This is a genomic window from Variovorax sp. P1_H12_2 (assembly GCF_056405335.1).
This window is the reverse complement of record NZ_JBFUCI010000161.1, coordinates 1-12,625: the sequence shown is the minus strand read 5'-3', so window position 1 is coordinate 12,625 and position 12,625 is coordinate 1. Positions and strand designations below refer to the sequence as shown.

Here is a 12,625-nt window from a genome sequence, read left to right as displayed (position 1 = left end):
GCCGATGGTCATGCCAAGTGTGGACTTGCCTGACCCGCTTTCCCCGACGATGCCGATCGTCTCGTCGGCGGCGATCGCAAGGCTCACGCCATCAAGTGCGCAAATGGACCTGTCGCGCGACGCGTACGACACTACGAGATCCCGGATTTCAATACGTTTCGTCATGTCAGTGGCCTCCCACGCAGGGGCTCCAAACCATCCCGGATAGCGTCGCCAAGCAAGTTAACGGATGCGATCGCTAACGCCAGCACGACGCCGGGGATCAATACCAGCCATGGCGCCACCGTTAGGTAGACGCTCCCGAGCCGAAGCAGCGAGCCGAGCGACGCGCTCGGCGGTTGCACGCCCAGCCCGAGGAAGCTCAGGCCGCTCTCGATCAGCATGCCGACCGACAGCGCGTAGGTCAGCTGGACGATGGCTGCGCCCATGACGTTCGGCAGGATGTGCACCACCATCACGCGCATCGTCGACGCGCCGGCGATGACCGACGAGACGACGAATTCGCGCTCCCCTACTGTGAGCGACACTGAACGAATCACGCGAATGAACAACGGCAGCGTCGCCGTGGAGATCACGACGATGGCAGATGTGCTGCCCGGGCCAATCACGGCGGCGGCGAGCAACCCGAACAGCAGCGCCGGAAAGGCGAACAGCACGTCCGCGCAGCGCGCGATCACACTGTCGACGGCCCCGCCCAGATAGCCGGCGGCGATACCCAGGAAAGCGCCGATGACTGCGGTGATGACCACCGCGATCGAGGACAGCAGGAAGGTCGCACCAATGCCTTCGACCACGCGTGGCAGATAGTCCCGGCCGAGTTCGTCGGTGCCGAAGAGGAACTGTGCAGTCGGCGCGCCGAGCCGTACACCCGCGCCGATCGCCGTCGGATCCCCAAGCGGCAGGTGGGGGCCGAAGACGCCGAGAAACAGGAACAGCGCGAGCAGGCACGCACCGAGCAGGCCGAGCCGGTCACCCCCCAGGACGCGCAGCGCAGCGCGGCTAGACAGTAGCTTCACGTGCTGGCCCTCTTAGCGCCAATGCGTGGGTCGATCAGCGCATACGCCACGTCCGCGAGCATGTTGAGCGAGATGAAGGCAAATGACGCCACCAGCACACCAGCCTGCACCACCGCGTAGTCGCGGCTCTCGAGCGAACTGAAGATGTAGTACCCGACACCGGGGATCGAGAACAGGATCTCGGCGATGATCGCGCCACCGAGCAGGAAGCCGAAATAGGTAGCAGTCACGGTGACGATCGGGATAGCCGCGTTGCGCAGGATGTGGTGCCGCACGATCTGGTTCGGCGTCTCGCCACGGGCCACCGCTGCCAGAATATGTCCCTCGGTCATCACCCTCAGGACCGCATCCCGGGTGGTCCGCAGGATGAGGGCGATGCCGAAGATGCTGAGGGAAGCGGTGGGCAGCACGACGGATCGCAGGTTTTCCCAGGGGTCCTGCATCAGCGGAACGAAGCCGCCTACCTTCAGGCCGAGCGACCAGCGCGAGAACAGGAATATCAGAGCGCTGCCGAGCACGAACTCCGGCACGCTGGCGCCCAGTGCACCCACCAGCCGGCCCGCCCCCCCTGTTCCGCTGGCGCTCGATCGAATGCCGCTGGCGATCCCGAGCGGAAAGCCGACGCCAAGCGCGAACGCCAGCGTCAGCACTGCGATTTCAGCCGTGACTGGCAGCCGACGGAGCAGCTCGTCGATCACGGGGCTCTTGTTCACCATTGAAACGCCGAAGTCGCCGCGCATCAGCGCCGTGAGCCACTTGAGGAACTGGATGGGCACAGGCTGATCGAGGCCGTACTTCGCGCCGATCATCGCGCGCGCCTCCGGCGTGGCGAAGGGTCCGAGAAGGACATCGGCGTAGCCGCCGGGCAGCAGGCGAAGCGCGACGAAGACCATCAGAGCGACCCCGAGCATCGTGATCACCGCGATCCCGAGCCTCGGCGCAAGGAAGGGAATCAGACGCGCGCTCACTGCTCGAACGCGAGCAAGCTGCCGATTCCGTGGGTGTGCTGGCGCAATCATCGCTTCGAGCCGAACTCGGCCACATACTGGAACGTGTTCGAGGAGCCGGACACCGGGTCGAGCCGGATGTCCATGGTGTCGCCTCGATGCACGATGAAGTCCACCTTGGTGACCAGCGCGAGGATGTTCGCTCCATCGTCGATCATGCGGCACACCTCGGCCAGCTGGGCGTCGCGCTCGGCGCCTTCAGGGGCACTCTTCGTCTTGTCGAGCAAGTCGGCCAGCGCCGGGACGTATTCTTGGAACACCGTATTCCAGACCGCATACTTCGGGTTCCACCAGGCCACAACCATGCTCGGGTCGCTGTATCCGGCCAGCCACGACAGGGAGGCATCGAACTCACCCTTGTTGAAGGTCTTGTTGAGGTATTCGGCCGCGGGCATCTGCTGGATCTTGATGTTGATGCCGACCTGCCTCACGTTCTGCTGGATCACCTGCGCAATTCGCGCGTAGATCGGGTCTGCGGTTGAGGCGATCACCTCGACATCCACGCTTTGCTTGCCGGCCGCGGCCATCAGCTTCTTCGCCTTGTCCAGCCGCTCCGCGCGCGGCAGCCGGTAGGTGTCGACGTCCCTGCACGCGTTCTTGCCGAAGGCGCTGGGTACCGGGTAGTCGGGTTTCGAGGCGCCTGCAAACACGATGTTCGCGATCGCATCGCGGTCGATCGCCAGATTCATCGCTTGGCGAACCCGCTTGTCTTTGAAGGCCGACTTGTCCGACAGCGCGTTGATGTCGAGGCGGTAGTAATTACTCGTCGCCTGTGTGTCGACGACCAGGCGCTTGTCACCGGCCACAAGGCGGCCGATGTCCGGATTGGAAAACGTCGAGTAGTCGATCCGACCGTCTCGCAACGCTGCCACGCGCGCCGCGTCGTCCGGGATGATCAGCACATTGAGTGTGTCGACCTTCGGATAGCCCTTGCGCCAGTAGTACGGGTTGCGCACCAGGGTCCAACTTTCCTTGGGCTTGTAGGCGCTGACCATGAACGGGCCGGATCCCATGAGCTGCTTCGACGGATCGTAGCTGCCGTCCTTCAGCTCCTTGATCGGGATGATCGCGGCTGTGATGTGCGCAAGTGCCGGCAGGAAGGCAGTGTGCGGCTTTTCAAGCTCCACGCGGACAGTGCGCTCGTCGGGCGCGGACATCGACTTGATGACGCCAAATTGGCGGGACCAGTACGACGAGATCTTGCCGCTCGCCTTCGTCTTGTCCTCTTCGGTCTTCGCCGCCGCCACGCCGGCCGCATTCGTCTCCACGCCCGTGATGCGCTCAAGGCTGCCGATCACGTCGGCCGCGACAACCGGACGGCCGTTGGACCATTTCGCGTCCCCGCGCAGCGTGAGCGTATAGCTGGTCGGCGAATTCTGCTTCCAGCTCTCGGCCAGCCCTGGACGAAGCCTCATGTCCTTGTCAGTCGTGAGTAGCGTCTCATAAACCATCTCGTATATCTGCCACGAGTTGACGGTGCCCGCGACGTGCACGTCCATGCTGTCCACGTCGCCGCCGGCGCCCCAGCTGAGCGCCTTTTGCGCCAGCACCGTGCAGGGGGCGAAGAGGATGGCGGCGGCGATCAAGGTCGCCGCGCCGCGCTTGCCACAGGCGAGCAGATGAATCTTCATGGGGAACACTCCTTTTAGCGGGTCGCCGGGTTCGCGCCAGCGCGCGGTTCGACTGTCATGTCAGTGCCGTGCGATTATGTTATCGACATATCTTTATGTCAACGGTGTTGTTTGAATAACATTCCGCTGCCGACAGGCGCATACTGGCTGCCTACGCGCGCCGCGCGAGAGGATGATTACGTGCTGACTTTTGACGAGTACCGCAGCCACGATGCGATCGGCCTGGCCCAACGGGTGGCCAGGGGCGACATCACCCCCGACGAATTGCTGCAAACGGCCATCGATCGCGCCCAATCAGTAAACCCGCTGATCGGCGCCCTGTCCCAGACGCATTACGATCTGGCACGCGCGGCGATCCGAAACGGGCTGCCGGACGGCCCGTTCAGGGGCGTTCCGTTCCTGCTGAAAGACATCTCCGTGCAGCTCGCCGGGACGACGACGAGCAATTGCAGCAAGCTTTTTGCCGACAGCGTGGCGCCTGCGGACTCGACGCTGGTCGAGCGCTACAAGCGGGCGGGCCTCGTGATCTTCGGCAAGACCAACACCCCGGAAATGGGCCTTGCTGCTTCCACCGAGACTGCGCTCCATGGGATTACGCGGAATCCGTGGAATCACGAGCACACCTCGGGGGGATCATCGGGCGGTGCCGGCGCCGCGGTCGCTGTCGGCATCGTGCCGGCAGCCCAGGGCAGCGACGGCGGCGGCTCGATCCGCATCCCGGCGTCCTGCTGCGGCCTGTTCGGGCTGAAGCCGACCCGTGCCCGCACGCCGCTGGGCCCGGTGATCGGTGAAAGTTGGGGCAGCATGGGCGTCGCTCACGTCCTCACGCGGAGCGTGCGTGATAGTGCCGCACTGCTGGACGCGACCCAGGGCGCCGCGCCAGGCGACCCTTATGCCGCCCCTCCGGTCGCGCGCAAGTACCTCAGCGAGGTCGGGGCCGACCCGGGCCGGCTGCGCGTGGCACTGCAACTGGCACCGCTCTCCGGCTCCCCGGTGGACGCGGAGTGCATTGGTGCGGCCCGCAGCGCCGCGCAGTTGGTCTCGAGCCTCGGGCACATTGTCGAGGAGGCACAACTGCCCGGGAACATGGAGGAGTTGGGAATCGCTTCCTGGGCGCTGGTGGCCACCGGCGTGAGCGGCGCCCTGCATCGGCGGGCGGCGGTGCTGGGACGCGCACTGCGCGAGGACGATGTCGAACCCGTGACGTGGCGCGCAGTTCGCCATGCAGCCACGCTCTCCGCGCTGGACCATGCGGACGCGCTGCTCAGGATCCACCAGCACGGCCGCCGCATGGCGGCGTTCCACGAGCGCTACGACATCGTGCTCAGTCCGACCCTGGGGCAGGTCGCCGTGCCACTCGGCCCGCTGAGCATGAGCAATCCCGACCTCGACGCGTACACTCGGACGCATATGCGTTTTACCCCGTTCTGCAATCTCTTCAACATGAGCGGCGCGCCCAGCATGTCGGTGCCGCTGCACTGGACCCCGGACGGCTTGCCGGTGGGCGTGATGTTCAGCGCGGCGTTCGGTCGGGAAGACCTGCTGTTTCGACTCGCCGGCCAGCTGGAACAGGCGCAGCCTTGGTTCGACCATGTCCCCTCGCCAGTCTGATCGGAGCGCGGGCAGCGCCGCGAAGACGGCCGCGAAACGGCCGGCGCGCGGGGGTGGCGTAGGCGCGACGCTCAGCGACCGCATAGCCGGGGCCTACCCGGACATGACACCTTCGTCCCGCAGGATCGCAAGCTACATGCTGACCAACGAGCACCTGCTGCCGTTCGAACACGCTGCTGCGATTGCGGACAAGGTGGGCGTCAGCGCGATGACAGTCAGCCGGTTCCTGCGCTCACTCGGGTATCGAGGCTTCGATCAACTGAAAAACGAATTGCGCGGCACCGCCACCACTCCCGGCCTGCTGGTCAGCGACCGGCTCGACCGCATCCGCGGCAACGACCGCGATGGTGTCGCGCTGCACGACAACCTCCAGCTCGAAGTGAACGCACTGATCGCGGTGTACGAGCAGGTCGGCACACCATTGTGGAACCAGACCGTCGCGCGGCTCGTCACGAGCGACCAGGTGTTCGTCGCGGGCTTCCAGACCTTGGGCGGCCTTGCCGCCGATTTCGCGGCACGGTTGCAGTACTTGCGCCCCGGGGTCGGTATGCTCGATGGCCGCGACGGCACCTTCGCGGAGTTGTTCGCTGGCAGCGCGAAACGTCCATGCCTGGTGCTGTTCGAAATGCGTCGCTACACAAAGTTCAGCCAGTTGCTGGGGCAGCAGTGCCGCCAGCAGGGTGTCCCGCTCGTGATAATTTGCGACACCCACTGCCACTGGGCTCGCGACTGCACCGACGCGGTCTTCGCCGTCAATACCGAGAGCAACCTGTTCTGGGACGCGCAGGCGCCTTACTTGAGCCTCACCAATTTGATGCTCGACCAGGTGGCCTGCAAGCTAAAGGACCGCACCGCCGGCCGGCTGAAGGCTCTTCGCGCGTTGCAGGACTCGTTCGGCATGTTCGTCGACTGATTCGCGCGCGGTGAACGCCACGCGGGCTTGAGTTGGGTTTTTTCGAACCGCTGATCGCGGGGAAGTTCGACTTTCATGCGATCAACCCGCAAGCCCCGCAACCCATTTGAAATTCAACAGAGCCCCAAAATCTTGTCGTAGGAAATTTGGTTGCCGCCGGCCAACTTGTCGTTCATCACCACCATGACATGGAGAAATTCAGAACCCTTGACGACCTGGTGGGTGGCAAGCACAGAGTTCTCTGCAAGGTAGGTGCGGTACTTTTGGAGTTGATTCCAAATCAGATCCCCGACGAGCAGTGCCCGGTCATTGAGAAGGTGACTTGCTATTCAGAAGTTCCCACAGCCAGATCGCAACCCTCGTTGAGCGTCAGGGAAAAGCGCCAACTACGGATTTGGGATCGGGCAATTTCGTGACGTACCTTTCATTCAGCGCAAGCATCCCAGCAGCAACTCGAACGCCGGCGCAATGTGCTCCTCCTGCACGCAGGCGTATCCCAACAGCAGGCCGCGCTGCGTGCCCCCTCGCGCGTAGTAACGCGACAGCGGCCGCGTTAAGACGCCGCGCTGTTGCGCCTGCTGCGTGACGGCCACGTCATCGCTGCCGTCGGGCAGGCGCAGCACCAGGTGCAGCCCCGCATTGCTCGACTGCGCATCAAGGTAGGCCTGCCCGAGCCGCTCGCCGATGAGTCCGGCCAGCAGCGCGCGCCGCCGCGCATAGAGGACGCGCATGCGCCGGATGTGAGCGGCGTAGTGACCTTGGTCGATCAGTTCGGCCAGCGCAGCCTGTGTGATTGCGTGCCCCTCGCGGTAGAGATCGGCATGGGCGGTGCGAAACGGCTCGGCCAGCGCCCGAGGCAGCACCATATAGCCCACGCGCAGGCCGGGGAACAGCGTCTTGCTGAAGGTCCCGACGTAGATCACTGGGCTGTCGGCCTCCAGCCCCTGCATCGCGGGAATCGGACGGCCGGCGAAACGGAACTCGCTGTCGTAGTCGTCCTCCACGATCCAGCTGCCCGATGCGCGCGCGAAGTCCAGCAACTCGCGCCGCCGCGCCAGGCTCATGACCGAACCCAGCGGGTACTGGTGCGACGGCGTGACGAAGATCAGCCGTGGCGGCTGCCCCCCGCGCGGCCAGGCAGCAGACCCCGCCTCGACGCGCAGCGGCCGCACGCGTGCTGAGCCCATCTGCAGCACTTTGTGGAAGCCCCAATAGCCCGGCTCCTCGACCCACACGGTGTCCCGTGGGTCGACCAGCATGCGCAGGGTCATGTCGATCGCCTGGTGCACACCTTCGGTCACCAGCACCTGGTCTGGATCGCAGCGCACCGAGCGTGCCACGCGCAGGTGCTCGGCAATGGCGGCACGCAGCGCCGGATGGCCGCCGCCATGCGAATAGGTCAGCAGCTCCGGAGCCGGTGCGCGCCACAGTCGCGTGAGTATGCGACTGAAGGTGCGGTGCGGGAACTGCGTCACGTCGGGCACACCGGGCATGAAGGCTCCCCATTGCTGCGGAGCCGCTGAGGCGTTGGCCAGGAGCGCCTTCGCGCGCTTCGCCAGGCGCACCGGTGAGCTGGCGGCGGGCTCGGTGCTGCGTGCGAGGCCCGCGCTGAGGAGGCTGTCTGGCGTGGTCTCGGCGACGAAGGTGCCGCTGCCGACGCGCGAATGCAAGTAGCCCTCGGCCTGCAGCTGCGCATAGGCGTGCAGCACGGTGTTGCGCGACATGCCGGTCTCCCGCGCGAGGTCGCGCGAAGCCGGCAGCGCACTCGACGGCGGCAGGCTGCCGTCGAGGATCGCCTCGCGCAGGCAGTCGTAGAGCCGGCGGTTCAGCGCGGTGCGGTCGTCGGCCGCGAGGCGCTGCAGTATCAGGTCGGCGCAGATCGATTTCATACTTGCTTCTTGAATTGGCACCACCCAACAAACAAAAGTGGATCTTTCAATTGGTGCCACTTCGACATTCAATCAGATCTTCAGCAATCACTCCACTTTCTTGACCATGACCACCAACAGTGAACTCCGTGACCGACGCCTTGCAGCCACGCCGCGCGGTGTCGGCGTGATGTGCGACTTTTTTGCCCAACGAGCCGAGAACGCCAGCCTCTGGGACGTCGAAGGCCGCGAGTTCATTGACTTTGCAGCCGGCATCGCCGTGCTCAACACCGGGCACCGACATCCGCGCGTCGAGGCCGCCATCGCCGCGCAACTGGCGCGCTTCACCCACACGGCTTACCAGATCGTCCCGTACGAGAGTGTCGTGACCCTGGCCGAGCGGCTGAACAAGCTGGCGCCGATCAGCGGTCCGGTGAAAACGGCCTTCTTCACGACGGGCGCCGAGGCGGTCGAGAACGCCATCAAGATCGCCCGCGCCCACACCGGCCGACCCGGTGTCATCGCCTTCGGCGGCGGCTTCCATGGCCGCACGCTGATGGGCCTGGCGCTGACCGGCAAGGTGGCGCCGTACAAGGTCGGCTTCGGCCCGTTCCCGGGCGACGTATTCCACGTGCCGTTCCCGAGCGCACAGCAGGGTGTGGCCGCAGCCGACTCGCTGGCCGCCATCGGGCAGTTGTTCAAGACCGACATCGACCCGCAGCGCGTCGCGGCGATCATCATCGAGCCGGTACAGGGCGAGGGCGGCTTCAACGTCGCGCCGACCGAACTCATGAAGGGGCTGCGCGCGCTGTGCGACGCGCACGGCATCGTGCTGATTGCCGACGAGATCCAGACCGGCTTCGGACGCACCGGACGCCTGTTCGCGATGCTGCATCACGGCGTCGAGCCCGACCTGATCACCATGGCCAAGAGCCTCGCCGGCGGCATGCCGCTGTCGGCCGTCGCCGGCCGCGCGGCGATCATGGACGCGCCCGCGCCAGGAGGCCTGGGCGGCACCTACGCGGGCAATCCGCTGGCGGTGGCTTCGGCCCATGCGGTGCTCGACGTGATCGAGGACGAACAGCTCTGCGGCCGCGCCGACGCGCTCGGCCGTCGGCTGGTGGCGCGCCTGCTGGCGGCGAAGGAATCGAACCAGGGCATTTCCGATGTGCGCGCGCAGGGTGCCATGGTCGCGATCGAACTGCGCGACCCCGCGACTGGCGGGCCCGATCCCGAGGCCGTGCGGCGCGTGCAGGCACGCGCGCTGGCGCAGGGCCTGTTGCTTCTGAGCTGCGGCATGCACGGCAACGTGATCCGCTTTCTGTTTCCGCTGACCATTCCCGATGCGCTGTTCGAGCGTGCGCTGACGATCCTCGATGGCGCGTTGCAGGCATGAGCAGCTTGCGCGACCTCGGGCTCAGCCGCCCGCAACTGCTAAAGAACGCCTGCCTGATCGATGGCCAGTGGGTGCCCGCCGATGACGAAGGCACCCTCGAGGTCCGCGACCCGGCCAATGGGGAACTGCTCGGCCTGGTGCCGAACATGGGCCGCATCGAAGCCGGGCGTGCCATCGCCGGCGCCGAGGCCGCGCTGCCGGCCTGGCGCGCACGAACGGCGCGCGACCGTGCCGCGATCCTGCGCCGCTGGGCCGACCTGATGCTTGCGCACCAGGAGGATCTGGCGCGCCTGATGACCCTCGAGCAGGGCAAGCCGCTGGCCGAGGCGCGCGGTGAGATCGCCTATGCCGCGTCGTTCATCGAATGGTTCGGCGAGGAGGGCAAGCGCGTCGACGGCGAGGTGCTGCAGGCGCAGCGCGACGGCCAGCGCATGTTGGTGCTGAAGCAGCCGATCGGCGTCTGCGCGGCGATCACGCCCTGGAACTTCCCGGCTGCGATGATCACGCGCAAGGTCGGCCCGGCGCTCGCGGCCGGCTGCACCATCGTCGTCAAGCCGTCCGAGCTGACGCCGCTCAGCGCGTTCGCGCTCGGCGCGCTGGCGCAGGAGGCGGGCATCCCGCCCGGCGTGCTGCAGATCCTGGTCGGCGATGCCGCCGCGATCGGCGCCGCGCTGTGCGAGAGCGACACGGTGCGCAAGCTCAGCTTCACCGGCTCGACCGGCGTCGGCCGTCTGCTGATGCAGCAGTGTTCGCCGACCATCAAGAAGCTGTCTCTCGAGCTCGGCGGCAATGCGCCCTTGATCGTCTTCGACGACGCTGACCTGGACCGCGCGGTCACGGGCATCATGGCCTCGAAGTTCCGAAACATGGGCCAGACCTGCGTGTGTGCCAACCGAATCTACGTGCAAGCCGGCGTCTATGACGAGCTGGCTCGCCGGCTCGTGAAGGCTGTCGAGGCGCTGCGCGTAGGCAATGGCCTGGAACCGGGCGTCACGCAGGGCCCATTGATCGACGGGCGCGCCATCACCAAGGTGCGCCAGCACATCGACGATGCGCTGACCCAGGGCGCGAAATTGCAGACCGGCGGCAGTGGCCATTCGCTCGGCGGAAACTTCTTCGAGCCCACGGTGCTGACCGGCATGACGCAATCGATGCGCGTCGCGGGCGAGGAAACCTTCGGGCCGGTGGCGCCGCTGTTCCGCTTCGAGACCGAGGACGGCGCCATTGCGATGGCCAATGCCACGGTGTTCGGGCTCGCCGCCTATGTCTTCACCGAGGACAGGCGCCGCATCCGGCGCGTCAGCGAGTCGCTCGAGACCGGCATGGTGGGCGTCAACACCGGGCTGATCTCGAACGAGGTCGCGCCATTCGGCGGCGTCAAGCAGTCGGGCCTGGGCCGCGAAGGCTCGCGGCATGGCATCGAGGACTACCTCGAACTCAAGTACGTGTGTCTTCAGGATTGACCCGTGCTCCCACGAATGACGGTGCGTGCGAAGGGGACCGGTGTCCCGGGCAACCCGTGATACACATAGTGCATTTGACCCCACTGGTGAGCATCGACTCCACCGTCATTGACCTGAGCCTGTCCATGTACGCCTGGGCCAAGTAGCAGCGTACCAAGGGCGCCGTGAAGCTGCACCTGGTTCTCGACCACGACAGTTACCTGCCGTGCCTCGGCGTGGTCACCGACGGCAAGGTGCCAGACGTGAAGGTTGCCCAGTTGACTGACTTCGGCGCCGGCACCATCGTGGTGGACAACCGGGGCGTCATCTTTGTGAGACGTATGAAGAGAGATGCCTTCTACGAGGTCGTCCAGGAGCGCGAGCCGCCGCAAAACCGCACCATCGTGCGCGACCAGCCGCATCGACTCTTCCAATGCCATGCGGGCCTTGGCCGGATCGGCCTTGAGGATTGCGAACTGCCCAGGAATCAAGGCTCTCTCGCTGCATGTTCGCGTTGTACCAATCTGCGAAGAGGTCGGCGCGGCGCTGCTTCTCCTCCTAGCGCGCATTGCGCGGCCCTTGGCCGTCGAAGGTCCGCTCGCCCAGCAGGAACCGGTTGGCGCGCCGCTCCGGCGAGTGCCACAGCCTGGGCGCATTCGGAAGAGTCTCGCCGACACAGGCCTCCGCCAAGTCCTGCACGCCGTCGAACGTGCCCTGTGCGGCGACAGGATCCGTTGGACGGCCGTGCGCATCTGCGTGTGGCGCGGCGGATCGACTTCGACGATCGGGCTGGGCGCGCGCCAGGCGCCCGGCTTGCGGATGTCGGCCAGGCCCGAACCGCCTTCAGAGGAGAAGGTCTGCCAGCCCTTCAGCGCCGGCTGGACGTTGCGATGGCGGCCCATCACGTAGACGCCGTACCGCGAGAGCAACCCGACGGGGCCGGCCTGCCGCACCTTGGCGTGCATCCCGAAAAAGGCGTTTCGAGTACGCTGTCTTCGTAGGGATCGCCGTCGCTCGAGGGGATGGGTGTGGGATGCGAGCTCATGGCCTTTCCCGCTCAGGCAATGCGGCCGCCGTCCACCGGCAGCGCGATTCCAGTGGTGAAGCCGGCCTCGTCCCCGAGCAGATAGAGCACCGCCGCGGCGATCTCCTCGGGTTCGCCGAAGCGGCCGCTCGGTATGCGCGAAAGCATGGTCTGCGCACGGACCGCCCGGGCGTCGCTGTCCCCTGCCTGCGCAAAGCTCGCGTCGGTCATCGGCCCGTTGATGGTCCCGGGGCAGACGCAGTTCACGCGGATCTTCTCCGCCGCATGGTTGAGCGCGAGACTGCGAGTGAGCATCGTGACCGCGCCCTTGGACGCCGAGTACGCGGAGAGAAAGGGCGAGCCGATCAGGCCCGCGGTCGACGAGAACAGCACGATCGAGCCGCGGCCGATCTCCCGCATCTGGGGCACGAAAGCGCGCGCGGCGAGCCACGGGCCTTTCACGTTGACCGCGAACAGCCGATCCCACTCGGCCTCCTCGATCTCGATGGCCGGCTTGGCCGGGCCGAGGATGCCGGCGGCGGCGGCCAGCAGTTCGACCGGGCCGAGCTCGCGGCGCGCGGTCTCGGCGGCGCGCGCGACGTCGTCGGCCGACGAGGCATCGCCCACGACGCTCACCGAGCCGGCACACCGCGCGGCGGTCGATGYCAGGCCGGCCGCGTCGCGATCGAACAGGAGCACGCGTGCGCCCTGCCCGGC

General features: G+C 66.3%; 11 protein-coding genes. 4 read left to right on the top strand and 7 right to left on the bottom strand.

Going from position 1 to position 12,625, the window contains the following annotated elements; genetic code table 11:
* The 4 genes from AC1D2K_RS17280 to AC1D2K_RS17265 form a co-directional block, all read right to left on the bottom strand.
* The coding region (locus AC1D2K_RS17280; protein WP_478090064.1) for an ATP-binding cassette domain-containing protein at window positions 1–165 on the bottom strand (165 nt) is incomplete at its 3' end.
* The gene (locus tag AC1D2K_RS17275; RefSeq protein WP_478090063.1) at window positions 162–1,016 is read right to left on the bottom strand and encodes an ABC transporter permease; all 855 of its coding nucleotides are present in this window, start codon (window positions 1,014–1,016) and stop codon (window positions 162–164) included. The genes AC1D2K_RS17275 and AC1D2K_RS17280, both read right to left, overlap by 4 nt.
* Window positions 1,013–1,984: an ABC transporter permease gene (locus tag AC1D2K_RS17270; protein ID WP_478090062.1), complete on the bottom strand. Its 972-nt coding sequence runs from the start codon at window positions 1,982–1,984 to the stop codon at window positions 1,013–1,015. Before AC1D2K_RS17270 ends, AC1D2K_RS17275 begins: the two co-directional genes overlap by 4 nt.
* Before the next feature lie 47 nt (window positions 1,985–2,031).
* Window positions 2,032–3,654 carry an ABC transporter substrate-binding protein gene (locus AC1D2K_RS17265; protein WP_478090061.1) on the bottom strand — a complete coding sequence of 541 codons (1,623 nt, stop codon included), beginning with the start codon at window positions 3,652–3,654 and terminating at the stop codon, window positions 2,032–2,034.
* Window positions 3,655–3,834: 180 nt separating this feature from the next.
* On the opposite strand from AC1D2K_RS17265, the gene AC1D2K_RS17260 reads away from it, so the two are divergent.
* Both AC1D2K_RS17260 and AC1D2K_RS17255 read left to right on the top strand, forming a co-directional pair.
* The gene (locus AC1D2K_RS17260) at window positions 3,835–5,265 is read left to right on the top strand and encodes an amidase (protein WP_478090060.1); all 1,431 of its coding nucleotides are present in this window, start codon (window positions 3,835–3,837) and stop codon (window positions 5,263–5,265) included.
* Window positions 5,246–6,178, top strand: coding sequence for a MurR/RpiR family transcriptional regulator (locus AC1D2K_RS17255; protein ID WP_478090059.1), 933 nt, complete (start codon window positions 5,246–5,248; stop codon window positions 6,176–6,178). The genes AC1D2K_RS17260 and AC1D2K_RS17255 overlap by 20 nt, the downstream gene beginning before the upstream one ends.
* A 428-nt stretch (window positions 6,179–6,606) precedes the next feature.
* Here the strand turns inward: AC1D2K_RS17255 and pdxR are convergent, their stop codons facing one another.
* The gene (gene pdxR / locus AC1D2K_RS17250) at window positions 6,607–8,067 is read right to left on the bottom strand and encodes a MocR-like pyridoxine biosynthesis transcription factor PdxR (RefSeq protein WP_478090058.1); all 1,461 of its coding nucleotides are present in this window, start codon (window positions 8,065–8,067) and stop codon (window positions 6,607–6,609) included.
* A gap of 106 nt (window positions 8,068–8,173) precedes the next feature.
* On the opposite strand from pdxR, the gene AC1D2K_RS17245 reads away from it, so the two are divergent.
* Window positions 8,174–9,442, top strand: a complete 1,269-nt coding sequence (locus tag AC1D2K_RS17245) for a 4-aminobutyrate--2-oxoglutarate transaminase (RefSeq protein ID WP_478090057.1) — start codon at window positions 8,174–8,176, stop codon at window positions 9,440–9,442.
* The gene (locus AC1D2K_RS17240; RefSeq protein WP_478090056.1) at window positions 9,439–10,905 is read left to right on the top strand and encodes an NAD-dependent succinate-semialdehyde dehydrogenase; all 1,467 of its coding nucleotides are present in this window, start codon (window positions 9,439–9,441) and stop codon (window positions 10,903–10,905) included. The genes AC1D2K_RS17245 and AC1D2K_RS17240 overlap by 4 nt, the downstream gene beginning before the upstream one ends.
* Here AC1D2K_RS17240 and AC1D2K_RS17235 read toward each other — a convergent pair.
* A complete protein-coding gene (locus AC1D2K_RS17235; RefSeq protein WP_478090055.1) occupies window positions 10,896–11,375 on the bottom strand; it encodes a hypothetical protein in 480 nt (159 codons plus the stop codon). The genes AC1D2K_RS17240 and AC1D2K_RS17235 overlap by 10 nt on opposite strands.
* Window positions 11,376–11,941: 566 nt before the next feature.
* A partial coding sequence (locus tag AC1D2K_RS17230) for an SDR family NAD(P)-dependent oxidoreductase (RefSeq protein WP_478090054.1) occupies window positions 11,942–12,625 on the bottom strand: 684 nt, incomplete at its 5' end.

Excerpts from the sequence above, each read along its gene's own strand:
- AC1D2K_RS17240 (WP_478090056.1), top strand. The coding sequence starts at position 9,439 with ATGAGCAGCTTGCGCGACCTCGGGCTCAGCCGCCCGCAACTGCTAAAG.
- AC1D2K_RS17245 (WP_478090057.1), top strand. The coding sequence starts at position 8,174 with ATGACCACCAACAGTGAACTCCGTGACCGACGCCTTGCAGCCACGCCG.
- AC1D2K_RS17265 (WP_478090061.1), bottom strand. The coding sequence starts at position 3,654 with ATGAAGATTCATCTGCTCGCCTGTGGCAAGCGCGGCGCGGCGACCTTG.
- pdxR (WP_478090058.1), bottom strand. The coding sequence starts at position 8,067 with ATGAAATCGATCTGCGCCGACCTGATACTGCAGCGCCTCGCGGCCGAC.
- AC1D2K_RS17255 (WP_478090059.1), top strand. The coding sequence starts at position 5,246 with ATGTCCCCTCGCCAGTCTGATCGGAGCGCGGGCAGCGCCGCGAAGACG.